Source organism: Rhizobium sp. ERR 942 (assembly GCF_007828395.1).
Classification (GTDB): Bacteria; Pseudomonadota; Alphaproteobacteria; order Rhizobiales; family Rhizobiaceae; genus Rhizobium; species Rhizobium dioscoreae.
Genome location: NZ_VIUA01000018.1, coordinates 1 through 24195 on the forward strand (window position 1 = coordinate 1; position 24195 = coordinate 24195).

Consider the following 24195-nt stretch of genomic DNA (forward strand, 5'->3'; position numbering starts at 1 on the left):
GCTATCATGCGAAAGCTCGTTGTCCTTGCAAACGCACTCCTGCGAAAACAGCAAAAATGGACACCAAAACCCGCTTGATTGAAACGGATACTTTAGTGCCAGAAGAGCGTTGCGGTCCCGCCCTCGTAGAAGATGAGGATGCCGAGAGCGATCAGGACGAACGGCACGATCCTGTGGCCGTGGCGACGGATCGGTGCACCCAAGGTCGGATGATTGACGAGCGAGTGCGCGGCACCAAGCCAGATGGCCGTCAGCACCGCGAACATGCAGCCGATGGCGAGGATCTCATAGGCGGAACGTGTTGCGAAGATCGGCGTATAGATGCTGATATTGTCGCCGCCATTGGCGATCGTCACCAGCGCGACCGCCACAATGTTTCCATGTCCCGCCGAAGCTTTCGCATGATCTTCCGGATCTTCGCCGGTCTCGATGCCGTTCCAGAGCTCCCATAGTCGCCTGAGGCCAAAATAGATCGGCGCAAGGCCGAGCAGGCCAATATAGGCAGCGGGAATGACGAGAACCAGAAACGAGGCGAGGGCACTGAAGCCATAGAGCGCGCCGATGCCGAGATATTGGCCAATGACGATCTGTCTCAGGCGGAATTTCCGATCGGCGAAAAAGCCGAGAAGGACGAATATGTCGTCTATGTTCGTCGATGCGAACATGACGATGGCAACGCCGAAAACGCCTAGCACGTAACCCAAGATCGCCGGTCTCCCTATCCGATCCCGGATACAGCATTGCGTAGCGAAAGTCGCGTGGCTGCGTTCGGCGCCAAGCGAGCGGTCGTTACTTGAAGGCTTCGCCGGGGTAAGCGCCCCAGATCTCGGATTGCGCCACCCATCCCTCGGTGCCGTCGGCGGTGACGAGGCACCAATCGCCCGTGCATTCCTTGACGCTCATCATCACGCCGGGCTGAAGCTTGGCAATGACGGCGGCGGACGGTTGGGATTCGCGGCGCATGTTGACGAAGACGGCCTTGCCCTTGCCTTTCATCCAGGGAGCGGCAATGGCCGAGCGCTGGCCCGACAGCAGAGATTGGTTGACCCAGCCTTCGGTGCCGTCGGCATCGCGCACGCGCCGCCAGTTATCATATTCCTGGATGATTTCGACCGGCAGACCCTGCTTGAGATAGAGCCACGATACGGCGTAATCCGCGCTCGGGCCGATGCGCAGATTGACCCGCTTCGATTTCAGTGTGACGAAGCGCGGCAGCGGTAGGCCGCTCGGCCCCTTGGCGGCCTGGGCGGCGGCAAGATCGGCCGACACAGCGGCCATCATCAGGCCGATTGCGAAAATGGCGCAGGACTTCAAGACGTTGCCACGCATGGGATTTCCGTTCGTTCGTCATGACAAAGGCGCGCCATTCCGGCGACCTTTCGCTCCGGTGAGCGGCAAATCCTCGGATCGCGTCAGCGAGTTTTGTTTGTCTTCGCCTGCGGGTCTGGTAGAAATGCCCGGAACGGGAAAATTATCCTGCTTCTTGGTTAAGAACATCTGAACAAGGCATCGCCGCTCGCCATGACGACGAAGAAAAAACCGAAGGTCTATGTCACGCGCAAATTGCCTGACGCGGTGGAGACGCGCATGCGCGAGCTCTTCGATGCCGAACTCAACATCGATGATCGCCCGCGCACGAAAGACGAATTGATTGAGGCCGTCCGCTCTGTCGACGTGCTCGTGCCGACAGTCACCGACCGCATCGATGCCGAGATCATCGAAGAAGCCGGCCCGCAGATGAAGCTGATCGCCAGCTTCTCCAACGGCACGGATCATATCGATGTCGAAGCCGCCGCCCGCCGCGGCATCACCGTCACCAATACGCCCAATGTGCTGACCGAAGATACCGCCGACATGACCATGGCGCTCATCCTCGCCGTGCCTCGGCGGCTAGCGGAAGGTGCGCGCGTGCTGACGGACAGCCCCGGCGAATGGGCCGGATGGTCGCCCACCTGGATGCTCGGCCGCCGCATCCACGGTAAGCGCATCGGCATCGTCGGCATGGGGCGGATCGGCACGGCCGTTGCCCGCCGCGCCAAGGCTTTTGGCCTTTCAATCCATTATCACAATCGCAAGCGCGTCAATCCGGCGACGGAGGACGAACTGGAGGCGACCTATTGGGACAGCCTCGACCAGATGCTCGCTCGCGTCGATATCGTCTCGGTCAATTGCCCGTCGACACCGGCGACCTATCATCTGATCTCGGCCCGCCGCCTGGCGCTGCTGCAGCCGACGAGCTATATCGTCAACACGGCGCGCGGCGACGTCATCGACGAGACGGCGCTGATCAAGATCCTGCGCGAGGGCAAGATTGCCGGCGCCGGCCTTGACGTGTTCGAGAACGAACCCGCCGTCAATCCGAAGCTGGTGAAGCTCGCCAACGAAGGCAAGGTGGTGATCCTGCCGCATATGAGCTCGGCCACACTCGAGGGCCGAATCGACATGGGTGACAAGGTCATCATCAACATCCGCACCTTCATCGACGGCCATCGCCCGCCCAATCGCGTTCTGCCGTTTCGGTGACTGAAGCATGCTGATTCGCCCGCCGAAACGCGGCTGAATACCCGGCTGCAAATTTGATCTCACTTCCCTCTCGCCGGTCATGTGCATGTCACAAAGCCGGCCCAGAGGTGACCACAAACATAAATCAGGAAGGGCGGAAATCATGGCGCGGGCGCTGCCGCATGAGCGGGTGCAATATGTGGTCGAGGGCGGCTTCAAGCTCTCGGGCGAGATCGAACCCAGCGGCAACAAGAATGCTGCGTTGCCGATCATCGCCGCATCGCTTCTGACCGATCAACGTGTCGAGCTCAGCAATGTGCCGCGTATTCGCGATGTCGAGGCGCTGGTGGAGCTGATCCAATCGGTCGGTGCAAAAGTGCGTTGGCTGGGTAAGAACGAGCTCGAAATCGAAGCGCGGGAGCTTCGTCCTGCCAATCTCGATCCCGATCTTTGCGCCCGCATCCGCGCCTCCATCCTGCTTGCCGGACCGATGTTGGCGCGTTGTGGCGAGATCACCCTGCCGCCACCTGGCGGCGATGTTATTGGTCGCCGGCGTGTCGATACGCATTTCCTGGCGCTGGAACAGCTCGGCGCGAAGATCGAGGTCAACAGCGTCTATAGCTTCCGCACGAAAGGATTGCGCGGCGCCGATGTCTTTCTCGACGAGCCCTCCGTGACGGCGACGGAAAATGCTCTTTGCGCCGCCGTTTTCGCCGAGGGGACGACGATCCTGCGCAATTGCGCCTCTGAGCCGCATGTTCAGGATCTCGCCCGCTTCCTGATTGCCATGGGCGCCCGAATCGAAGGCGTGGGCACCAATATGATGACCATTCACGGCGGGCAGCGGCTGGACGGTGCATCGCATCGCATCGGTCCCGATCACAATGAGGTTGGCTCGCTGATCGGCCTTGCCGCCGTCACCGGTTCGGAAATCACCATTCGCCGTGCAGGCGTCGAGCATCTGCGCTCCACGCTGATGACCTTCGAGCGCCTCGGCATCCGCTGCCAGATTGACGGTGACGATCTCATCATCCGCTCCGGCCAGGAAATGAAGATCCAGCCGGATTTCGGCGGTCATATTCCGAAGATAGAAGACCAGCCCTGGCCCGCCTTTCCGGCCGATACCATGTCGATTGCCATCGTCACCGCCACGCAATGTGATGGCATCGTGCTGATGTTCGAGAAAATGTTCGAAAGCCGCATGTTCTTCGTCGACAAGCTGATCGCCATGGGCGCCCGCATCGTGCTGTGTGATCCGCATCGCGCCATCGTTGCCGGCCCCTCCAAGCTGCGCGCCGCTCAGCTCGAAAGCCCTGACATTCGTGCCGGCATGGCCATGTTGATCGCGGCCATGTGCGCCGAGGGCACGAGCGTCATCAACAATGCCCAGCAGATCGAGCGCGGTTATGAGCGCATCGAGGAGCGGCTGAACGCCCTGGGTGCCCGCATCACCCGCATCCCGCCGCGCGAGGCGTGACGGCTCCATCCACCGGCTGAGGATGCGTTAGGCAATCGCCTTGCGCATCTCGATCGACGTCGTCCGATCGAACCCGGCGTGGCGATTTTCGGCCGTCTTCCGAAAGCCCCATGCTGCGAAGGTGGCGTGATTGTCGGTGAGCTCGATCCGCGTTTCAAGCCGCAACGCCTTGAGGCCAAGCTCTCGCGCCGCTGTCTCGGCCAGGCCCAGCAGTTGCTTGCCGATACCTTTACCTTGCGCCGCCGGCACCACGGCGAGCTTGCCGACATAAAGGCTCTCTGCCTCCGGCCGGCAGAAAATGCAGCCGACCAACTGTTCGCCATCGAGCGCCACATAAGCGATCTCGCTAAGTGCCTTCGCTTTCAGCGTTTCGGATGTCAGCGCCAGCGCCGAGGAGGGCGGATCGATGCGTCCGTTCATATAGGCGAAGGACGTCAGGATCAGATCCAGCAACGCATCCCAGCGATCGAAGCCATCATCGAGGCGACGAAGCGTGATATCGCTCATTCAGCAGCAACCCGGGCGCGTTTGCGGCGATAGCGCACGGTTTCGAAGCGCGATGAAAGCCCGTCATAAAGCAACAGGCGACCGATCAGCGGCTCGCCGATGCCTGTGATGAGCTTGATCGCCTCCATCGCCATGAGCGTGCCGATGACGCCGGTCAAGGCGCCAATGATGCCCGCCTCGGCGCAGCTCGGAATGAGACCCTCCGGCGGTGGCGCCGGGAAGAGATCGCGATAGCGAGGATTGAGGTTACCGTCCGCATCGCTCTCGTAAGGCTTCAACGTGGTGACAGATCCATCGAAGCGCCCGACAGCACCTGTCACCAGCGGCAAATGCGCTGCTTCGGTGGCATCGGCAGCCGCATAGCGCGTATCGAAATTGTCGGAGCCGTCGATGACGAGATCGAAACCGGCGAGGTGCCGCGCAGCCGTATCGGCACTGAACCGTTCCTCGAAGCGGATGGTGCGCACATGCGGGTTCAGCCGCGTGATGGCGTCTGCCGCGCTCTGGGTTTTCAGTTCGCCGATCGTGCCCGTATCGTGAATCACCTGCCGCTGCAGGTTGGACAGCGAAACGCGGTCATCATCGGCAATGCCGAGCGTGCCGACGCCGGCGGCCGCAAGATATTGCAACACCGGCGCACTAAGGCCGCCGGCGCCGATGACAAGCACACGCGCCGCCTTCAATTTTTGCTGGCCAGTGCCACCGACCTCCGGCAGGAGGATATGGCGGTGATAGCGGGCGATTTCGTCTGAGCTCAAAGGATCCATGGCAAAAGTCTAGCACAATCGAGGGCGAGGAGGCGCTAGGATTTCGTAATGCCGCCATGCGCCACGGTAAAGAATTGCGCGCGCTCGCCAAGAGCCGAGAACATGGATTTGTCCGTGCCGGTCATGAAGGCCTGGCCGCCGAGCCCGTCGATGAGATCGAAAAGCGCAGCACGCCGTCCCTCATCAAGATGGGCGGCGATCTCGTCGAGCAGCAGGATCGGCGCATAGCCTGTGAGATTGCCAACTAAACGCGCATGGGCAAGGATGAGGCCGACGAGAAGCGCCTTTTGCTCACCGGTCGAGCAGCGCTCCGCTTCCATATCCTTCTCGCGATGCCTCACCAGAAGGTCGGCCCGATGCGGTCCATCCAGCGTGCGACCGGCGGCCGCATCGCGGTAACGCCCCTCGCGCAGCATATCGGCGTAGGTATCTTCGAGATCGACGGCCGGCCGGTCGAACTGTCCGTCGAGGAAGCCGGAAAGCTCAAGCGCCGCGGATGGAAATGGTGTCGTCTCGCGCGTCTCGGCAATCAGCCGTGAGAGAAGGCCGAGCATTTCCTGCCGCGCGATCGCCATGGCGATGCCGAGGCTTGCCATCTGTTCCTCGATGCCGCCGAGCCAGGATGGATCGAACCGGCTTTCGGATAAAAGCTTGTTGCGGCTGCGCATGGCGCGCTCGAAATCGCTGGCGCGGCGGCCATGGGCGGGGTCAAGCGACAGGACTAGTCGGTCAAGGAAACGGCGGCGTTCCGAGGAGCCGCCGGTAAAGAGGCCATCCATGGCCGGCGTCAGCCAGAGAACGCGCAGATGATCGGTCAGTTCGTCGACCGTCTTGGCTGGAGTGCCGTTGATTCGCAGCCGACGGGCGGCTGATTCGTCGGTCGTATCGATGCCGGTGCCGATTTCGACGCTGCCATCCATGCCCTCGAGCTCCGCGAAGATGGAAAAGCCGCCTGGCGCATCGACCCGCGTGACATCGGTATAGGCGGCGCGACGCAGGCCGCGGCCAGGCGATAGCAGAGAGACCGCTTCCATGAGATTGGTCTTGCCGGCGCCGTTGTCGCCGGTCAGCACCACGTGCCGCTCGTCAAGCGTCAGCGCCGCCGCCGCATAGTTGCGGAAGTCGGTCAGCTTGAGGCGCGAGATGGAAACCTTGTTCGGCATCTGTCTTTAAGATTCGCAATCGATGGCCGAGGGGTATGCCGAACCCCGCGCAAGTGCAAGGTTTTTGCCGATAGTTCGAAATGTAAGCGCCGTCACGGGCCACCCTCGTCCTTCGACGGGCGCAGGATGAGGGTTGGAGTGAGACCGCAGGCTGAGGGAAGCTGCGGCAAAGCGAGGGGATGAGCCCTCATGGTGAGGAGGCCCAAGGGGCCGTCTCGAACCACGAGGGCGGCTGATTCGCCTGCCATTCGGCATTCTTGTCTTTTGAAGAGATCTGTTTGAATTCCCGCCGATATTGGCATTAGCGCACGGCACTACCTATATCGCCATGCTCGGGAAGGTTTTGGATAAAAGGGGGCATCAATTGGAATTTGCAAAAGCACTGCTCGTGCATACGCGCGCCGATTGGGCGCGCGTGAAAACGGGCGAATCGGGCGATCTCGTCTATCGCCGCGAAGATGGCCTTGCTTATGCGAAAATCGCGTCGTCAGCCCGGTCGGCCGATCTTGCCGGCGAGCGCGACCGGCTGCTTTGGCTGCAAGGCAACGGCATTGCCGTGCCTGAAGTCATCGATTGGCGGGAGGCGGAGGAGGGTGCATGCCTGATCATGACAACAATTCCCGGCGTACCGGCAGCCGAGCTGGATGGAGATGCGCTGCTGAAGGCCTGGCCATCGATGGCGCGGCAGCTGAAATCTCTTCATGAGCTGCCGATTGATCGATGCCCCTTCGATCGCAGCCTGTCGCTGATGTTCGCAAAGGCAGCGGATGTGGTTTCGCGAGATGCTGTAAACCCAGATTTCCTGCCGCCTGAAGATCACAATAGGCCGGCCCGCGAACTGCTTGATCGCGTCGAGCGCGATCTGCCGGTTCGGCTCGATCAGGAAGCCATCGACAGGGTTCTCTGCCATGGCGATGCCTGCATGCCCAATTTCATGATCGATCCGCATAGCCTGCAATGTACTGGGCTGATCGATCTGGGCCGTGTCGGCAAGGCCGATCGTTATGTCGATCTCTCGCTGATGATTGCCAATGCCGAGGAGAGCTGGGTGACGCTCGAACAACGAGAGCGAGCCTTTTCGATCCTGTTCGAAACCTTGGAAATCGCAGAGCCGGATCGCGAACGTCTCGCCTTCTATCTCCGGCTCGATCCGCTGACCTGGGGCTGATTCGCGCATGCCGATAAAAAATCCGGCCGAATCATCGGCCGGATTCATGTGAAACATTTTGATTCGCGAATCAGTCGCTGAACGTATCGAAGAAATCCTTCATGCGGGCGAAGAAGCCGGTCGATTCGGGATTGTTGTCCTTCGAGGAGATCTGCTCGAACTCCTGCAGCAGCTCGCGCTGGCGCTTGGTCAGCTTCTGCGGGGTCTCGATCTGGATCTGGATGTAGAGATCGCCGACCTGGCTGGAACGCAGCACCGGCATGCCCTTGCCCTTCAGTCGGAACTGCTTGCCGACCTGCGTGCCTTCGGGAACGGTGACGCGCGATTTCGTGCCGTCGAGGGTCGCGACATCGAAAGTGCCGCCAAGCGCCGCCGTCGTCATCGAGATTGGCACGGCGCAATAGAGGTCGGCGCCATCCCGCTGGAAGAATTCATGCGGCTTGACGGAGAGGAAGATGTAGAGGTCGCCCGAAGGACCACCGCGCAGGCCGGCTTCGCCTTCGCCCTGCAGGCGGATGCGCGTGCCGTCTTCGATGCCCGACGGGATATTGACGGAGAGCGAACGCTCCTCGGTCACCCGGCCCTGGCCATGACATTTCGTGCAAGGGTCGGGAATGATCTGGCCGCGACCGTGACAGGTCGGGCAAGTGCGCTCGACGGAGAAGAAGCCCTGGGCGGCGCGGACGCGGCCGGAGCCTTGGCAGGTGCCGCAGGTCTTTGGCTGGGTGCCGGGCTTGGCGCCCGAGCCGGAACAGACGTCGCAGGTGATCGAAGTCGGCACGCGAATCTGTGCTGTCTTGCCGCTGAAGGCTTCCTCGAGCGAGATTTCCATATTGTAGCGAAGATCGGCGCCGCGCTCGCGACCGCCGGATGAACGCCCGCGCGAGCGGCCGCCACCCATCATCTCGCCGAAAATATCCTCGAAAATATCGGAGAAGCCGCCACCGCCGAAACCGGCTCCGAAGCCGCCACCGCCGCCCATGCCGCCATGCTCGAAAGCAGCATGGCCGTATCGGTCATAGGCTGCGCGCTTCTGCGGGTCCTTGAGCGTTTCGTAGGCTTCGTTGATTTCCTTGAACTTCCGCTCGGCGTTGCTGTCGTCCGGGTTCTTGTCCGGATGATATTGCATTGCCAGCTTGCGAAAGGCGCTCTTCAGCTCTTTCTCGTCCGCCGTCTTGGAGACGCCCAATGTCTCGTAAAAATCCGCTTTTGCCATATTAAGGATTAGAACCCCGGAAATGGATTTCCGGCTGCCCGAAGGCAGCCGGAGCTAAGTTTCCTCAAGAATCTTTCGATTCTCGCTTATGCAGACCGCTTGCGGTCGTCTTCGTCCTTGATTTCCTCGTAGTCGGCATCGACGACATCGTCCTTGCCGCCCGCTGCCGAGGCATCACCGGAGCCGGCTTCCGCCTGCTGGGCCTCATAGATCGCCTGGCCGAGCTTCATGGAAACTTCCATGAGCGTCTGGGTCTTGGCCTTGATGTCTTCGGCATCCGGCTCGGAAGCTTCGGTCGCCGTCTTCAGCGCTGCAATCGCATCGGAGATCGCGGTGCGATCTGCTTCGGTGACCTTGTCGCCGTAATCCTTCAGCGACTTCTCGCTGGAGTGGATCAGGCTTTCAGCTTGGTTCTTGGCTTCGACACCTTCGCGGCGCTTCTTGTCTTCAGCAGCGTGAGCTTCGGCATCCTTGACCATCTTTTCGATGTCGGCGTCGGAAAGACCGCCGGAAGCCTGGATGCGGATCTGCTGTTCCTTGCCGGTGCCCTTGTCCTTGGCCGAAACCTGAACAATGCCGTTGGCGTCGATATCGAAGGTGACTTCGATCTGCGGAACACCACGCGGTGCCGGCGGCAGGCCGACGAGGTCGAACTGGCCGAGCAGCTTGTTGTCGGCAGCCATTTCACGCTCGCCCTGCGAAACGCGGATGGTCACGGCCGACTGGTTGTCGTCGGCGGTCGAGAAGGTCTGCGACTTCTTCGTCGGGATCGTCGTGTTGCGTTCGATCAGACGGGTGAAGACGCCGCCCAGCGTTTCGATGCCGAGAGACAGCGGGGTCACGTCGAGGAGCAGAACGTCCTTGACATCGCCTTGCAGAACGCCGGCCTGGATGGCGGCGCCGAGTGCGACGACTTCATCCGGGTTGACGCCCTTGTGCGGCTCCTTGCCGAACAGCTGCTTGACGACTTCCTGTACCTTCGGCATGCGGCTCATGCCGCCGACAAGAACGACTTCGTCGATTTCGGCAGCGGTAACGCCGGCATCCTTGAGCGCTGCCTTGCACGGAGCGATGGTGCGCTGGACGAGATCGTCGACCAGGCTTTCCAGCTTGGCGCGGGTCAGCTTCAGCGTCAGGTGCTTCGGGCCGGTGGCGTCTGCCGTGATGAAGGGCAGGTTGATTTCGGTCTGCTGCGAAGAGGACAGTTCGATCTTGGCCTTTTCGGCAGCTTCCTTCAGGCGCTGCAGGGCAAGCTTGTCGCCCTTGAGGTCGATGCCGTTGTCCTTCTTGAATTCGGCAACGAGGTATTCGACGAGACGCATGTCGAAGTCTTCACCGCCGAGGAAGGTGTCGCCGTTGGTCGACTTCACTTCGAAGACGCCATCGCCGATTTCGAGGATGGAAATATCGAAGGTGCCGCCGCCAAGGTCGTAAACGGCGATGGTCTTGCCGTCCTTCTTGTCGAGGCCATAGGCGAGTGCTGCAGCCGTCGGCTCGTTGATGATACGCAGAACTTCGAGACCAGCGATCTTGCCGGCATCCTTGGTTGCCTGGCGCTGAGCGTCGTTGAAGTATGCGGGAACGGTGATAACGGCCTTGTCGACCTTTTCGCCGAGATAGGATTCGGCGGTTTCCTTCATCTTCTGAAGGATCATTGCGGAAATCTGAGCGGGCGAATAGCCCTTGCCGTTGGCTTCGACCCAGGCGTCGCCATTGTCGCCCCGAACGATGTTGAAGGGAACAAGGTGCTTGTCCTTCTCGACGGTCGGATCTTCGTAGCGGCGGCCGATGAGGCGCTTGACAGCGAAGAGGGTATTTGTGGGGTTGGTGACAGCCTGGCGCTTGGCCGGCTGGCCGACGAGACGTTCACCATCGTCGGTGAAGGCAACCATGGAGGGGGTGGTCCGGGCGCCTTCGGCATTTTCGATCACTTTTGCGTCCTTACCGTCCATGACGGCGACGCAGGAATTTGTCGTTCCAAGGTCGATACCAATTACTTTTGCCATGTCATTCTCTCCTTGAAGCAAGCTATCGGAACCCCTGTCAGGCATTCCATTGACAGCCCCTTACGGGATGGTCTTGAGGATTGCGCAGCCATGACTGCGGTGATGCCGCGTATATAAGTAGCGGTTTTACTGACTGCAAGGCAGGAAATCGCCTGAAATCCAGCAAAACAAATGGTTTGTCGCCCAAATTCCACGTGGTCCCGTATGCGCCGGGGATCAGCGGATTTGGACGCGACCGTGTATCAGAGCAGCCTTGTCGCGGCCATGCAAGCGTCTGCTGCATGATTCCTTAAATCGGGATCGATTTAGGGAAAAAATTATGCAGCAGATATGCAGAGCTGCGGCGGCCTTTGCGCGCGATATATGACGTGCGGCGCTGTAGGCGCAAAATTGCAATTTTATCGGCCGAGGATGACGTCGAGCAGCGACGAGCGGTGCGACCGTGTGGTGGCGACCGGAGCGCCGCTGTCGCCGACATCGGCGGGCGGTATATCGCTATCATAGGGGTTGGAGCTATAGGGATTGGTGTCGTCGGCAAGATTTGCCGGCGGCAAATCCTGCGGATCGTCGTTGGCGGCGGTCTGGTTGACGATCTGCGGCTGGATCGGCTGCTGCGACGGCCTTTGCTGCAAGGTCGGCTGCTGCACCGGCTGTCCACCATCGGCGACGCCGGAGATGATGTTGCCGATGGTGGTCGGCTGGTCGCCGTTCGGTCCCGTCTGCGCCATCGGCAGGCCGTTGTCGATGATCTGGCCGCCGCCGAAGATCGGCGTCGGCGTGATGCCCTTGTGGGCGGCGACCATGAATTCCTTCCATGCTTTCGCCGGCAGCCCGCCGCCAGTCACCTTGCGCATCGATTTGCCGTCGTCATTGCCGAACCAGACGCCCGTGGTCAGATGGCTGGTGAAGCCGACGAAGAGCGCGTCGCGGAAGGATTGCGTCGTGCCTGATTTGCCGGCCGCCTGCCAGCCGGGAATGCGCGCCGCCTTGCCGGTGCCATTGGCGATGACGCCGGCCATCATGGCATTCATGTTCGTGACGATATCCGGGTTCAAGACGCGCTCCGGATTGTCTGTATTGGCCTGGTAGAGCACCTTGCCGGAGGCGGTCGTCACCTTGGTGATGACATGCGGAGCCACTTTGTAGCCGCCGTTCATGAAGGTGGCATAGGCGGAGGTAAGCTCCAGCAGCGACACTTCGGATGTACCAAGCGCGATCGAGGCATTGGCCTGCAGGTCTGATTCGATGCCGAGCCTGCGGGCAACCTTGATGACCTGGTCCGGCCCGACTTCGGCGACGAGCTGCGCGGCAACGGTGTTCAGCGATTTAGCCACCGCAGTTGCCAGCGTCACCGGGCCGCTGTAGCGCTGCTCGTAATTCTCAGGCGCCCAGTTGCCGATCTTGACCGGCATGTCGTTGCGGATCGAATTGGGCGTCAGGCCCATCTCAAGCGCCGCGGTATAGACGAAGGGCTTGAAGGCGGAGCCAGGCTGGCGCTTGGCCGTCACGGCACGGTTAAACTGGCTCTGCGCATAGTCGCGGCCGCCGACGAGCGCGCGGATCGCACCCGTCGCATCGACGGAGACGAGCGAGGCCTGAGAGGCGTTGAGCTTCTTGCCTTCCTTTTCGAGCACGTCGCTCAGCGCCTTCTCGGCCTTTTCCTCCAGCGACATGTCGAGCGTCGTGTCGACGATCAGGTCTTCCTTGACGTCGCCGCCGATCAGCTTCGGCAATTGGTCCATGACCATGTCGGCGACGTAATTCTCCGCGCCGCTCCAATAGCTCTTCGATCGGGTCGGCGGCTGCGCCATCGCCGTCTTGATGTCGGATTCGCTGATGAAGCCCTGGTCGTGCATCGCCTGCAGCACGAGCTGCGCGCGGGCCTCGGCGGCGGCGGGATCGCGGGCCGGCGACAGTCGCGAGGGGGCCTTGACCAGACCAGCGAGCATGGCGGCTTCGCCGAGATTGACGTCCTTTGCCGATTTGTTGAAGTAGCGCCGCGAGGCAGCCTCGACGCCATAGGCGTTGGAGCCGAAATAGACGCGGTTCAGGTACATCGTCAGGATCTGATCCTTGGTGTACTTATGCTCCAGCCACAGCGCCAGCAGCACTTCCTGCACCTTGCGTTCCAGCGTGCGGTCCGGCGACAGGAACAGGTTCTTGGCAAGCTGCTGCGTCAGCGTCGAGCCGCCTTGGACGGCGTGCCCGGTTACCACATTGGTCACGACGGCGCGGGCAAGGCCGATCGGGTCGAAGCCGAAATGCGAATAGAAGCGCCGATCCTCGATGGCGATGATGGCTTCCGGGATATAGGGGGACATGTCGCCGAGCGCGACCGCTTCACCGCCCGTCGTGCCACGATTGGCGATCAGGCTGCCGTCGAGATCGTTGATCTTGACGTTCGGCGGCCGCTCAGGGATCGACCACGTGCTGGCGCTCGGCATGCGCGAGCCATAATAGGCGACGAGACCGGCAAGGCCGATGCCGGCCCAGAGGCAAAGCACGAGGCCCCAGTAGATCGTCGAACGGATGAAGCCGAAGAAGCCGCGCCGCGGCCGCGCACGGCGTGCCGGTTTGCGGCGGCTGCTGGCACGGGTGCGGCGAGGTTTTTCGACCACGGGTTCATCCTCGCCGTCTTCATCCTCGTCTTCGTCAGGTTCCGGCTCTTCGTAGTATGTTTTGGAAGAAGACGAATATTTCTTGGCCGAGCGCCTGTTGCCGACGATGCGCTCCCCGGCATTGAATCCGTCCTCGATGCGTTCCCGGCCGCTGGAAAAGGATGGTTCTATCCTCTGGCGTGATTTCTTCTTATCTGCCATTGCCGGCCGGTCGTACCTCGGTGCCCTTGTATTCCATGTCTTCTATCAGGCTGATTACGGGAGCGGTAGAAATCTTTAAGCTTGATCCGTCGCCTGGTCGGCGCGCGACCTCGAAAACCCTCATTGGCTTTCAAGGCGGAGCAACCCGCTATTCGTCCATGCACCGCTCGTGAAGACATTAAGTCCCGCCTGAACTGTAAATGCGGCGATTTAAGGAGGGATTAAGAACATTCCGATCCGCTTGCCGCTGCCTTCGCCCGGCGCCTGCCAGGCGTGCGCAGGGAACTTTTCGCCATCCTGAGCATTATCCCCTCACAAAAACGATAGAGGGCGAACCCATGAGTTCATTGCTGAAGATAGAGGAAGTTGAAGAGAGCAAGTTGCGCGAGGTCTGGAGCGTCGAGGATTTCGTCCGGCGTCATCGGATTTGCAAGGAGGAGGAAGCCCGGCTGAAAAAGCTGTTCGGCGACTTCGCAACAAAGCAGGAATTGCTCTCAAACGCGCAAAGGCCGCCCCAATTCCGTTGATGGGTCGCTGAAGGATTTGGCAGGCCGGCGCGATGTTTCGTGGGCTGCTGCGACCGAGCGATTCGCAGCGGAGGAGGCTATGCCGATGTGGAAACGTTTCGAATTGTGGCTGGTCGACCAGATTGACCGGATATTTGGCCTCGAACGGCTCGCACGCCGCGCCGGTTTTTCCCCGGATGAGGCAAGGCGGATCGCACGTGAAAAATAGATCGCCCGTGCGGCTTCCGTTATCCGCGACCATGCCCGCTCTCCTGAAATCTCAGGACAGCGCTTCGCTTGCCTTCATACGGAGCGAGGCTGCGATCCAAATGCGTCGATACTTCGCGCGGCGCACGCAATCTTCCATATTTTCGAATGGGCTGATCAAGGTTATAGTATTGACATGTGGCCGTCTTGCAGGGCGGTTCCAAGCAATTGGTAGCGCGTGAGGAGGAGTGTTCATGCGACACATCAAATGGAGCAATCCAATTGAGATCGGTTTTGCTCAGGGTACGTTCCAGGTCGTGACAGGCCCGTCCGAGGCCCTCAATTGCATGGCCAATCTCTGGCCTGACCGGCGCGGTCCGCTCTACGTGGCGGCAAGAAGCCTTTGCCGGGCTGCCATCGACGGCCGCAAGTCCGCCGAAGAGGCACGGGAAATGTTCATCTCGGCGACGCGGGAAGCGCATCTCAAGATGCATTGAAGCATGCCGCTACCACCGCGGATCAACCGCCCAAATCTTGCGAACCGGCGGAAGCGCGGCAGAAGGCGAGAGTTTTGAGCGCGTTTCCTCCACGAAAGCATCTCTTGAATGCAGCTCCCCCATGATGGTGAGCGCATTCTCCTCGGAGGCGATGCAATCTCATGAAAAGGCCGGCGACTTTCGAAGTCGCCGGCCTTTGGTTTTTCAGGCGGTCGCAGGGCTGGCCGTCAGCGGTTCGAGCCTCTCACGGACATCCGACAATTGGGCTCCGACGCGGGGCATGGATCCCTGTGGTCAGGGCTATAAGGCCCCGGCTCGCCTGCATTCGGCCGCGGATTGGCCTGCGGCGGCGGCTGCTGCGGCTGTGGTTGCGGTTGAGCCTGCTGCGGTTCCGGACGCGGGCGGTTGTCCGGACGATTATTGTCAGGGCGATTGTTGTCGCGCTGGCGATCCGGCCGGTTACCCCAATCCTGGTTGTTGTCCGGGCGCTGTCTGCCCCAGTCGCGATTGCCGTCGCGTTGCCTGTCCCAGTCGCGATCACGGTCGGGCCGGCGATCCCAGTTGCGGTCCGGTCTGTCATTCCAGTCCGATCCGCGATCCCAATCGCGATTGCGATCCGGGCGACGGTCCCAATTGCGGTCCGGCCCGTTATCCCAGCCTGGAGGATTGCGGTCCCAGCCGCTGTCGGGGCGGCGATCGACCCAGCCCGGGCCGCGCCGCCAGCGGTCGCGGTCACGATAGAAGTCGCGACCGCGATAATAGCGACCCCAGTAGTCGTCGAAGTTGAAGACCACCGTCGGGATGCCAAGCGGGCGGTAATATTGCGGACCGACATAGATGCGGCGTGACTGATAGGTTGCCTGGATATAACGACCCGCAACCCATCCGCGGCCGCCATAGAAGGAAACATCGCACCATGGCGTATCGTTAAGGCAGCCGTTGATCTGAAGCGGCACACCGACGGGGATCATCGTCACTGCCGGATAGGCGGTACTCGGACCGGACCGCATGTTGACGTTCGCGGTGGCAAAGCCTTCTGCCGCTTCCGCGATGGCTGGCAGCGCCACGAGCGCCGCCAGAATGCCCGCCGCAAGAATCTTGAACCTCATAGATTACTCTCCCTTTGCGCACCCAAGCCGCGAAATCGCCGGCTGGTGCCTGTTCCGCTGTCGTGCGCCTACCCCGGCGCTCTTCGGTAAGACTTTCCAATTTCGGCAAGATAAAGGCCTGGCGCTGCACGGAATCTGATAGGATTCCATGGTGCCTCTTCAATCTTTACATGTGTTGTAGAAGTAATTGCATGAATGCAGCTTGAACGGCATCAGTTCGAAACTGAAAAGCTGCGAGTCTTTTTGACAAGGCTCACTTGCCTTCCTCGGCATTACCGGCGTAGCAGCGTCGGCTGCCTCAAGGTTTTTTCGAAGAAACTAAAAAGCGGCCTTGAAATTGACACCTTGGACGCCGATATACGATCCAGTCATGCAGCCGATGGGCGCTGGCGCGCTGGAAAGCGAGCCGTTTGGTCCGTCGATATCATGGAAGCAGCGTTAACTCTTCGTTGACCTTTCATAATCAATCTGGCTGCAGTTCCGCCCTTGCCTTTGACCACGGATGTACTGGCACTGATGCGAAGGCGGATGGCGAAAGGCCGGATCATTCCGGCCTTTTTTGTTTTTGGTTATGGCGTGTTCGCGCAAGCGTAGCACGCCATTTTCATTTTCGCCATTTCCTTGCGCTCAAAAGAAAACCGCCACAGATTCCCGCGGCGGTTCTCGGTTTAAGCGATAAGACCAGGCGTAGCCCGGTCAATGTGCTTAGTTCGTCTTCTTGGCCGCAACCTTGATGGCCTCGGCTTTGGCTCTGGTCGGCCCTGCGGCAATGGTCGCCTTGCCGGCTGGCACATAGCCTGCGCCGATCGCGACGTTCAGCGAGATATAGTCGAGGGCGCTCTGCTGAATGGCTTGCGCCAGGCTCTGCTGGGCTGCGGTCACGTTGCGCTGTGCGTCGAGAACGTCGAGCAGCGAGGATGCACCGTCCTTATAGCTTGCCGTCGAGAGCTGCAGGGCTTCCTGATAGGACTTGACCTGAGCCTGCAGCGCGGCGACCGTCTGTGCGTCACGCGCAACTGCGGATAGCGCGTTTTCAACCTGTTCAACAGCTTCTCGCACCGTCTGCTGCCAGGCGAGATAGTTCTCACGGCTTGTCGATTCAGCGCTCTTGACACCAGCGCGCAGGGCGCCGCCATCGAAGATCGGCAGGTTCAGCGACGGGCCGAAGGACCAGGTGGTCAGACCACCGCTCGCCGATGAGGTATGGATGTAGGTCGGCGAAATCGAGCCGCTAAGCGTGATCGACGGGAAGAGCTTGGCTTCGGCAACGCCAATCTGGGCCGTCGAAGCTGCGAGGGTGCGCTCTGCCACGCGAATATCCGGACGGTTACGGATCAGGTCTGCCGGAACGCCGCTGCGGACGCTGCCGCGGAACACCGGCTGTCTGCCGCTACCCTGCATCTGCGCGATGATCGTCGATGAAGGAACGTTGAGCAGCGTTGCAATATGATGCACCTGCTGGCGATAGCTGATTTCATAACCAGGCACCAGAGCCAGCGTCTGATTGACGAGGCCTTCCGCCTGAACCACATCAAGACGTGATGCCGCACCGGCTTCGAGCTGGAACTTGGTCAGCGAAAGAGTATCGCGCCGCGATTTCAGGTTCTCCTGCGCGATCGAGATGAGCCTCTGATAATACCGGGCATTGACGTAGCTGTTGGCGAGATCCTGCAGATAGGTCAGGCGCTGGACGTCGACGGTCGAGTAGGCGGCGTCGAGCGAGGCGTTGGCGCTTTCCGTTGCGCGGCGATACTGACCCCACAGGTCGAGCAGCCAGGAAGCCGAAGCAGTGCCCGTCGTCGTGTTCCGTCGTCCAGCTGAGCTTGATACTCTCGAGCCACCCTTCTGGCCGCTGGTCGTGTTGTCGCCGGAGACAGTAAGGCTCGGGAGGCCGCCTGCACCTGCCGTGACGACGGCAGCTTCTGCCTGGTTGATACGTTCCAGTGCCTGCTGGATGGTAAGGTTCTGGGCAAGTCCCTGTGCGGCGAAGGCATTCAGCTTGGAATCGCCGAAAGCAGTCCACCATTGCGAGCCGGCGATATCGCCGTTCGCCTTCGTACCGCCCTCCGAGAATTTGGCCGGGAGAGGCATTTCCGGTGGCTTATGGTCTGGGCCGCTGACGCAGCCTGCCAAAACAAGCAGCAGGGCGGGGGCGGCAGTACGAATGGAAACCATCACATTGTCCCACAATTCAATTTACTGATCAGTTTTTTTTCGGGATCGGCGTGACCCCATATGCTGGCGCTCCAGTCTTACGCAACACAAACAATGACCCGAAGCGGTCGGCGTCAATCTAGCAATGAGTTTTGCAATAGCACAGTGGCTTTTACGAATTCTCGGCTGCGAACATATGTGGGATCGGCCGAAATATCAGCGTGCCGTTAAAAAAAATCTAAGGTGTTGCAAAAAACATACCCTTTTGCGCACCACTCAAGGCTGCAGCGTAGCCAAAAATAGGCCAACGCCGCAACTCTAGGGAGTTGCTTCGCAGAATCGCTCCAGTCGAAAGTCCGTTCGGACTGTCCTTACGGGAAGTAGCGAGCGAGGCTTGCGCGAACCCGGTCAAGCGGTGTCGCGCCGCGATCGTCAGGCACGAAAGACATGCCCGTGATTGCTTCATAGGCGCGGATATAGACTTTGGACGTCTGTTCGATGAGGTCGCTCGGAATCTCCGGAATCTCGTCCTTGTAAGGATCGCAGCGCTCGGTGACCCAGGCGCGGACGAAATCCTTGTCGAAGCTTTCCGGGCGTGCCCCCTTTTCGAATCTGTCCTCATAGCTGTAGGCCAGCCAGTAGCGGCTGCTGTCGGGCGTATGGATCTCGTCGGCAAGGATGATGGTGCCGTTTTCGTCGGTTCCGAATTCATATTTGGTATCGACGAGGATCAGCCCGCGCTTGCGGGCGATGTCCTGCCCGCGTGCGAACAGGGCAAAAGCATAATGTGTCAGCGTCTGCCATTGCTCTTTTGTCAGAAGCCCGTGCTCGACAATCTGGGTCGGCGTCAGCGGCTCATCGTGTCCGCCGTCGAATTCCTTGCTCGTCGGCGTGATGATCGGCTCGGGCAGGATCTGGTTGTCGCGCATGCCATCCGGGAGCGTGATGCCGTACATCTCGCGCTGACCCTTTTTATAGAGCGTCAGAACCGATGTGCCCGTGGTGCCGGCGAGATAGCCGCGAACGACGACCTCGACGGGCAGGATATTCAGCCGCTTTCCGACGACGACGTTCGGGTCCGGATAGTCGATGACATGGTTCGGGCAGATATCGCGTGTCTGTTCGAACCAGTAGCGGGCCGTCTGCGTCAGCACCTGACCCTTGTAGGGGATGCAGGTAAGGATGCGGTCGAAGGCACTCAACCGATCGGTACTGATGATAATGCGGCTGCCATCGGGCAGATCGTAATTCTCGCGCACCTTGCCGCGATAGTAGTTGGGCAATTCGGGGAAATGGGCTTCGGAGAGAATTCGCAACGCGTCCACCAACAGGCTCGTGCATCCGCACGGCGGATGCTTCTTGAGCGGACCCTTAGCGCATTGCAGCCGGAATCGGAACGGTTTTCACATATAATAATATGGAAACGGCTCCATTCGTCGGGGCGCGGGCGCGAAAAGTGTCAGCCCGGCCGGCGCCAGCAACCGTTTTCACCTTGCTCGAGGATCGGTGTCGAAAACACGCCGACGATCCTCTCGCTCCATCGCTTCCCGTTGAGATCGACACGATCCCGCCAGCGATCGGATTGCAGCATGGCCGCGCCGATCACGACAGGCTCGATATTGCAGGATGCCAGGAGAGCAAGCCCGGACACGATCGACGCGCCGCTGGAGATGACGTCGTCAATGAGTGCCACGCGCTTGCCTTGCAGCAATGGCAACATGCGCGGATCTATATAAAGACGCTTTTCCTGGTTCGGCGTGGTGATGGAGGAAAGCGTGACCGACAGTTCGTCGCGATACCAGAACTTGCGCGATGTCCCGAGCGGCACGTAACGCGCATGGCCACGTGCGCGGGCAACTGCTGCTGCCAGCGTCAGACCGAGGGTCGGCAAGCCGGCGACGACATCGATATCATAAGCTGCTATCCGCTCCACAAGCGCCTCCGCCAGAGCTTCCAGCACGGTGAAGCTTGCCTGGTTGACGATCAGCGATGCCAGCGCATGTTCGCCATCGGCAAGGACCCGGATCGGCAGACGCAGCTGACGCCCGTCCGGCAATTCGGCGACATGAAAATCCGTGCGCTCCGCCATGGGATCGAACGTGTCAGGCGCATGCAGCTCCTGCCAGAAGTCATGGGGTTGCATGGCAGCCTGCCTCTATCTGTTGATCTTCATTCCTGCGCGCCGGTGCAACCCGAGGATCTCTGCCTCGGTCAGGGCTCTAGCGGCCCCCTTCGGCAGATCGCCGAGCGCGATATCGCCGAAGGCGACGCGCACCAGCCGCAGGCATTCGATGCCGAGCGCCTCGAGCATGCGCCGTATCTGACGGTTGCGACCCTCCTTCAGCTCCACCTCGATCCAGCCATTGCGATCGCCGCTGCGCAGGAGGCGGGCGGAACTGGCGGTCAGCAGTTCGCCATCGTCGATGATGCCGCGTTCCATGCGCGAAAGCTGCTCGTGATCCATGATCCGGTCGACCTGCACATGATAGGTCTTGCCGACATGGCTGACCGGATCGAGCAGGGCCTGCGCCAGCACCGTATCATTGGTAAAGAGCAGCAACCCCTCGCTCGCCTTGTCCAGTCGCCCGACCGGAGCGAGGTGGCGGGCATCGATCTCCTTCAGGCAGTCATAAACCGTCGGTCGCCCTTCAGGGTCATCGCGGGTGGTCACCAGCCCGCGCGGCTTGTTCAGCATGAAATAGAGTTTTTTCTCCGCAGCGATTTCCGTGCCGTCGACCGCGAATTTCGAATGTTCGAGATCGACCCAGACGGCGGGATCTGACACTTTGCGCCCGTCCACGCTCACACGGCCGGCAGCGATCAGCGCCTCTGCCTGGGTGCGGGAGCAATAGCCGAGCTTGGAAAGCGCCCGCGGCAAGGTCACGCGCTTGCCCTCTGGCTCCGGCCTGCCTTTCGCCGCCCTGCCGGATCTCTGCGGTGATTGCCGTTGGCTCACCCGTCTTGCCTCATATGCTTGTTGCCGTGGCCCGGCATGGCAGCCGGTGGAGCACAATCCTTTCGCATGGCAGCGAACCGGACGCAAATCGCATTGTCGAGGCAGGATCGGAAAGACCGATCTGAAATGCAGACAGGGCTCGCATTTCATGGATGCGAGCCCTGTCGCGGACCGGAGCGGGCGATGGGGTCGGTAGACGGCAACATGGCTGCCGCCATTCGCTCCGGAGGGATCGCGATTGCAGAGAAACTGCACTGCTTCTTTTGCTGGGATTTTTCAAAAGAGGGGAAATTTGTTACAGTTTGTAACGCCGGCCGTTTCCCTGTTGCCAAGACCGCCTCTCGCCCCGCATGGAAGAGCCATGGTTTCCGCATCGCTGCTTCTGGTCGAGGACGACCGCGAGATTAGGGCGCTCCTGGAAGAGTTCCTGAGCCGTGAGGGTTTTTCCGTGCAGGCGGCCGACAGCGCCGCTGCCATGGATCGCCTTTTGTCCAAGGGCTTTCCTGATCTGATTATCCTCGATCTGATGCTGCCCGGCGAAGACGGCCTGTCGGCATGCCGTCGTATCCGCGCCCGCAGCAAGGTACCGATCCTCATGCTGACGGCGAAAACGGAAGATATAGACCGCATCCTCGGCCTCGAAATGGGGGCCGACGATTATCTCGGCAAGCCTTTCAATCCGCGCGAGCTCCTGGCGCGCATCCGCGCCATCCTCCGCCGTTCCGGCCCGGAGCGGCCGGAAGATATCAGCCGTCCGTCGAGGAGAAAGAGCTTTGCGGGGCTGACGGTCGACCTTGATGGCCGGGTGATCGAGATGGACGGTGAGCGCGTCGTGCATCTGACGACGGCCGAATTCGATCTGCTCGTCTGCTTCCTCGAAAGGCCCCGCCGTGTGCTGTCGCGTGAGCAACTGCTCGATTGGACGCGCGGCCGCGGTGCCGATCCTTTCGATCGCACCATCGATGTCACGGTCTCCCGCTTGCGCACCAAGCTCGGCCATTGTCTGCCCGATGGCGCCCATATCATCACCACCGTGCGCAACGCAGGCTATCTCCTCACAATGGACGTGAAAGATGTCTGAGCCATGCTGAAACTCGGTCTCGTCGCCCGCATCATCATGATCGTCGCCGTGGCATTGTTCATTATCCAGCTTGCGGCTTTCGTTGCCGCGCAGCTCAAGCCGGATACGCCATTCAATCCGGAACTGTCGCCGGCCATGCAGGTCAAGACGGCGGTCCGTCTTCTCGATGCCGTTCCGCCTGAGGCGCAGCCGATCGCCGTGCGGGCGCTGCATGCCAATGGTTTGGCGATACGGCTTGCCGATGCGCCGGCAGCCGGTGAGAAGAGCGAGACTTCGGATCTGACGCTTACCGGCAAGCTGGCGCGTGAATTCGTCAACATCGCCTTCGGCAACCGCTACTTCAACATGCGCTCGCTGTCGGAAAGACCGCAGGGCTGGTTCTCGGTCGGTGCGCCGGACCGGATCATGGAAGTGTCGATCGGCGTCGCCGGCGGCAAGATTGCGGTCTTCAATCTTCCCGAGACCCCGACCGTGAGATTGCGCGGAATTCCCATCGGCCTTATCTCGGGCATTCTCGGCATGCTGGTCGCAGTCATCGCCATTGCCGCGGTGGCGCGCGAAACCCGGCCCTTGACGCGCCTGTCGCGAACCGTCAACTCGATAGGCAATGGTCTGCAGCCGGTTCATATTCCTGAAAGAGGCGCCTGCGAGCTGCGCATGCTGATCAAGGCGATCAACGCCATGCAGCTGCGCATCGCCGCCCTGGTCAGTAATCGTACCCTGATCCTCGGAGCGATCTCGCATGATCTGAGGACCTATCTCACCCGCTTCCGCCTGCGCATGGAAATGATGCCGGACACGCCGCATCGAGAGCGGGCGATCGCGGATGTCGAGGCCATGCAGCGGCTGGTGGAGGATGCGCTCGGCTTTGCCCGCAGCACCGTCGTTTCGGAAGGCAAGACCATCGTCGATCTCGATGCGGCCATTCGAGGTCACCTTGCGGAGCGGCAGGACGGGCAGGGCCTCGCGGGTTTTGCGCCGATCGGGCAGTCGATCGGGGTGACGATGACCGAGACCGCTCTGGTACGGGTACTCGACAATCTTATCGACAATGCGCTGCGCTATGGTGGCCGGGCCGATATTGTCATCGAGCGTCGTGGCGACCACGCCGCCATCGTTGTCGGCGATCGCGGACCGGGCATCCCGGAAGAGCGACGCAAAGAGGTCCTCGAACCCTTCGTGCGGCTGGAGGAATCGCGCAATCGCGATCTCGGCGGCAGCGGGCTCGGCTTGGCGATCGTCCGCCAGATTCTCGATGCGCATGGCGGCACACTCTGTCTGGAAGACCGCGAAGGAGGCGGCCTGAATGCCGTCGTCCTGCTGCCGCTGGCGGTAATGGAAAAAAGAGCGGCCTGAAGACAGGCGTCGCTTAAGCGTCGATCGCGCCCGGGCACGATCGACGCGGTATGCAAGGCGGCCCACTCAATGGCAGGTCAGGAAGCTCTGCAGCTCTTGCCGGCTCAAGACAATGCCAGCCGCCGCCTTCTGCGGATCAGGATGCGTATAGGTGAAGCTCGGCAGGTCGGGCAGATCCAATGCCTGGCGCATGCTCATAATACCGAGCGCACGGCGGCCGTTAGCGCTGTCGAAGCTGACTTCGATAATGCTTTCCGGTCTTGTAGTATGCATTGTTTCCTCCCTTCCCCTTTATATCTAGCCTCAACCATAGCAGAAACCTTAGGGAAAATCTTGGTTTTTCTGAGGCTTGCGGTCGAGGGATTTGCCCCGGAAACCCGATCTGTCGTTCGGTTGCTTGTAAGGAAGGGCTTTAATGGATGCGTAGGGCGCATAATAGGGAGAACGTCTTCAGATTCTGACGCCAGAGCAAAATTTGACCTTCCGGACAAGATTTTTGCAGCTTTTGAGGCAAAAACCACCTGTTTTCCGTCGCGCCCCACAAATCCCCTTTTAAATTCAATCACTTACAAAAATGTCAGAATTTTTACAGTTGGAGTGTTGACTATGTCGGGTTGGGGGGTCTATAAGCCCGATCACTGACGAGGGCGGCGGCGCTGCTGGCGACGAAGTCTCTCGCTCTGGTGTTTCCTGGATTGGCTGCG

21 protein-coding genes are annotated in these 24195 nt (G+C 60.6%); 7 read left to right on the forward strand and 14 right to left on the reverse strand.

All coding sequences use genetic code 11. The features are described 5' to 3' along the window. Positions 1–92: 92 nt before the first annotated feature. Positions 93–695, reverse strand: a complete 603-nt coding sequence (locus FBZ97_RS33635) for a cadmium resistance transporter (protein WP_233788791.1) — start codon at positions 693–695, stop codon at positions 93–95. A gap of 94 nt (positions 696–789) precedes the next feature. Continuing rightward, a complete protein-coding gene (locus FBZ97_RS33640; RefSeq protein WP_113330920.1) occupies positions 790–1329 on the reverse strand; it encodes an SH3 domain-containing protein in 540 nt (179 codons plus the stop codon). Between the two features lie 192 nt (positions 1330–1521). Here FBZ97_RS33640 and FBZ97_RS33645 point away from each other — a divergent pair, with 192 nt between their 5' ends. Further along, positions 1522–2523: a D-glycerate dehydrogenase gene (locus FBZ97_RS33645; RefSeq protein WP_095433520.1), complete on the forward strand. Its 1002-nt coding sequence runs from the start codon at positions 1522–1524 to the stop codon at positions 2521–2523. Between the two features lie 142 nt (positions 2524–2665). Beyond that, positions 2666–3979, forward strand: a complete 1314-nt coding sequence (murA, locus tag FBZ97_RS33650; RefSeq protein WP_145324547.1) for a UDP-N-acetylglucosamine 1-carboxyvinyltransferase — start codon at positions 2666–2668, stop codon at positions 3977–3979. A 27-nt stretch (positions 3980–4006) separates the two neighbouring features. Here murA and FBZ97_RS33655 read toward each other — a convergent pair whose 3' ends face one another. From FBZ97_RS33655 to recF, 3 genes are read right to left on the reverse strand one after another with little or no spacing between them, the layout of a single operon-like run. Further along, positions 4007–4477 carry a GNAT family N-acetyltransferase gene (locus FBZ97_RS33655; protein ID WP_173002590.1) on the reverse strand — a complete coding sequence of 157 codons (471 nt, stop codon included), beginning with the start codon at positions 4475–4477 and terminating at the stop codon, positions 4007–4009. Between the two features lie 5 nt (positions 4478–4482). After that, positions 4483–5253 carry a molybdopterin-synthase adenylyltransferase MoeB gene (locus FBZ97_RS33660; protein ID WP_145324544.1) on the reverse strand — a complete coding sequence of 257 codons (771 nt, stop codon included), beginning with the start codon at positions 5251–5253 and terminating at the stop codon, positions 4483–4485. A gap of 35 nt (positions 5254–5288) precedes the next feature. Continuing rightward, complete coding sequence (gene recF, locus FBZ97_RS33665; RefSeq protein ID WP_145324542.1) at positions 5289–6416, reverse strand: DNA replication/repair protein RecF; 1128 nt, start codon at positions 6414–6416, stop codon at positions 5289–5291. A 364-nt stretch (positions 6417–6780) separates the two neighbouring features. Between recF and FBZ97_RS33670 the strand changes: the two genes are divergently transcribed. After that, positions 6781–7584, forward strand: coding sequence for an APH(3'') family aminoglycoside O-phosphotransferase (locus FBZ97_RS33670; protein ID WP_246661946.1), 804 nt, complete (start codon positions 6781–6783; stop codon positions 7582–7584). Positions 7585–7654: 70 nt separating this feature from the next. On the opposite strand, the gene dnaJ is transcribed toward FBZ97_RS33670, so the two are convergent. The 3 genes from dnaJ to FBZ97_RS33685 all read right to left on the reverse strand — a co-directional run bounded on the left by dnaJ (position 7655) and on the right by FBZ97_RS33685 (position 13625). Continuing rightward, positions 7655–8800 (reverse strand): molecular chaperone DnaJ, encoded by a 1146-nt coding sequence (gene dnaJ, locus FBZ97_RS33675; protein ID WP_069615446.1) that lies wholly within the window; start codon positions 8798–8800, stop codon positions 7655–7657. An 86-nt stretch (positions 8801–8886) separates the two neighbouring features. Continuing rightward, complete coding sequence (gene dnaK / locus FBZ97_RS33680; RefSeq protein WP_113330914.1) at positions 8887–10806, reverse strand: molecular chaperone DnaK; 1920 nt, start codon at positions 10804–10806, stop codon at positions 8887–8889. A 398-nt stretch (positions 10807–11204) separates the two neighbouring features. Next, complete coding sequence (locus FBZ97_RS33685) at positions 11205–13625, reverse strand: transglycosylase domain-containing protein (protein ID WP_145324540.1); 2421 nt, start codon at positions 13623–13625, stop codon at positions 11205–11207. A 338-nt stretch (positions 13626–13963) separates the two neighbouring features. Between FBZ97_RS33685 and FBZ97_RS34985 the strand changes: the two genes are divergently transcribed. Beyond that, complete coding sequence (locus tag FBZ97_RS34985; protein WP_069615327.1) at positions 13964–14152, forward strand: hypothetical protein; 189 nt, start codon at positions 13964–13966, stop codon at positions 14150–14152. A gap of 440 nt (positions 14153–14592) precedes the next feature. Beyond that, a complete protein-coding gene (locus FBZ97_RS33695; RefSeq protein WP_095433530.1) occupies positions 14593–14835 on the forward strand; it encodes a DUF982 domain-containing protein in 243 nt (80 codons plus the stop codon). A 227-nt stretch (positions 14836–15062) separates the two neighbouring features. On the opposite strand, the gene FBZ97_RS33700 is transcribed toward FBZ97_RS33695, so the two are convergent. From FBZ97_RS33700 to FBZ97_RS33720, 5 genes are all read right to left on the reverse strand, one after another. Then, on the reverse strand, positions 15063–15944 hold the full coding sequence (locus FBZ97_RS33700; RefSeq protein WP_113330912.1) for an SH3 domain-containing protein: 882 nt from the start codon (positions 15942–15944) through the stop codon (positions 15063–15065). A gap of 705 nt (positions 15945–16649) precedes the next feature. Further along, entirely contained in the window at positions 16650–18119 is a 1470-nt protein-coding gene (locus tag FBZ97_RS33705) for an efflux transporter outer membrane subunit (protein WP_113354112.1), read from the reverse strand. Positions 18120–18469: 350 nt separating this feature from the next. Further along, complete coding sequence (locus tag FBZ97_RS33710) at positions 18470–19414, reverse strand: phosphoribosylaminoimidazolesuccinocarboxamide synthase (RefSeq protein WP_145324550.1); 945 nt, start codon at positions 19412–19414, stop codon at positions 18470–18472. 143 nt (positions 19415–19557) lie between these two features. Beyond that, a complete protein-coding gene (locus FBZ97_RS33715; RefSeq protein ID WP_145324538.1) occupies positions 19558–20241 on the reverse strand; it encodes a phosphoribosyltransferase in 684 nt (227 codons plus the stop codon). 12 nt (positions 20242–20253) lie between these two features. Continuing rightward, entirely contained in the window at positions 20254–21054 is an 801-nt protein-coding gene (locus FBZ97_RS33720) for a pseudouridine synthase (protein WP_145324536.1), read from the reverse strand. 361 nt (positions 21055–21415) lie between these two features. On the opposite strand from FBZ97_RS33720, the gene FBZ97_RS33725 reads away from it, so the two are divergent. Continuing rightward, the gene (locus FBZ97_RS33725; protein ID WP_092720253.1) at positions 21416–22135 is read left to right on the forward strand and encodes a response regulator; all 720 of its coding nucleotides are present in this window, start codon (positions 21416–21418) and stop codon (positions 22133–22135) included. Positions 22136–22138: 3 nt separating this feature from the next. Next, positions 22139–23491, forward strand: coding sequence for an ATP-binding protein (locus FBZ97_RS33730; RefSeq protein ID WP_145324534.1), 1353 nt, complete (start codon positions 22139–22141; stop codon positions 23489–23491). Between the two features lie 66 nt (positions 23492–23557). Here the strand turns inward: FBZ97_RS33730 and FBZ97_RS33735 are convergent, their stop codons facing one another. Next, on the reverse strand, positions 23558–23764 hold the full coding sequence (locus tag FBZ97_RS33735; RefSeq protein WP_092720247.1) for a hypothetical protein: 207 nt from the start codon (positions 23762–23764) through the stop codon (positions 23558–23560). Between the last annotated feature and the right edge of the window lie 431 nt (positions 23765–24195).

What these genes read in the sequence shown, in the direction of transcription:
- FBZ97_RS33640 (WP_113330920.1), bottom strand. Translation starts at nt 1,329, where the DNA reads ATGCGTGGCAACGTCTTGAAGTCCTGCGCCATTTTCGCAATCGGCCTG.
- FBZ97_RS33645 (WP_095433520.1), top strand. Translation starts at nt 1,522, where the DNA reads ATGACGACGAAGAAAAAACCGAAGGTCTATGTCACGCGCAAATTGCCT.
- murA (WP_145324547.1), top strand. Translation starts at nt 2,666, where the DNA reads ATGGCGCGGGCGCTGCCGCATGAGCGGGTGCAATATGTGGTCGAGGGC.
- FBZ97_RS33660 (WP_145324544.1), bottom strand. Translation starts at nt 5,253, where the DNA reads ATGGATCCTTTGAGCTCAGACGAAATCGCCCGCTATCACCGCCATATC.
- recF (WP_145324542.1), bottom strand. Translation starts at nt 6,416, where the DNA reads ATGCCGAACAAGGTTTCCATCTCGCGCCTCAAGCTGACCGACTTCCGC.
- dnaJ (WP_069615446.1), bottom strand. Translation starts at nt 8,800, where the DNA reads ATGGCAAAAGCGGATTTTTACGAGACATTGGGCGTCTCCAAGACGGCG.
- dnaK (WP_113330914.1), bottom strand. Translation starts at nt 10,806, where the DNA reads ATGGCAAAAGTAATTGGTATCGACCTTGGAACGACAAATTCCTGCGTC.
- FBZ97_RS33685 (WP_145324540.1), bottom strand. Translation starts at nt 13,625, where the DNA reads ATGGCAGATAAGAAGAAATCACGCCAGAGGATAGAACCATCCTTTTCC.
- FBZ97_RS34985 (WP_069615327.1), top strand. Translation starts at nt 13,964, where the DNA reads ATGAGTTCATTGCTGAAGATAGAGGAAGTTGAAGAGAGCAAGTTGCGC.
- FBZ97_RS33695 (WP_095433530.1), top strand. Translation starts at nt 14,593, where the DNA reads ATGCGACACATCAAATGGAGCAATCCAATTGAGATCGGTTTTGCTCAG.
- FBZ97_RS33700 (WP_113330912.1), bottom strand. Translation starts at nt 15,944, where the DNA reads ATGAGGTTCAAGATTCTTGCGGCGGGCATTCTGGCGGCGCTCGTGGCG.
- FBZ97_RS33705 (WP_113354112.1), bottom strand. Translation starts at nt 18,119, where the DNA reads ATGGTTTCCATTCGTACTGCCGCCCCCGCCCTGCTGCTTGTTTTGGCA.
- FBZ97_RS33715 (WP_145324538.1), bottom strand. Translation starts at nt 20,241, where the DNA reads ATGCAACCCCATGACTTCTGGCAGGAGCTGCATGCGCCTGACACGTTC.
- FBZ97_RS33725 (WP_092720253.1), top strand. Translation starts at nt 21,416, where the DNA reads ATGGTTTCCGCATCGCTGCTTCTGGTCGAGGACGACCGCGAGATTAGG.
- FBZ97_RS33730 (WP_145324534.1), top strand. Translation starts at nt 22,139, where the DNA reads ATGCTGAAACTCGGTCTCGTCGCCCGCATCATCATGATCGTCGCCGTG.
- FBZ97_RS33735 (WP_092720247.1), bottom strand. Translation starts at nt 23,764, where the DNA reads ATGCATACTACAAGACCGGAAAGCATTATCGAAGTCAGCTTCGACAGC.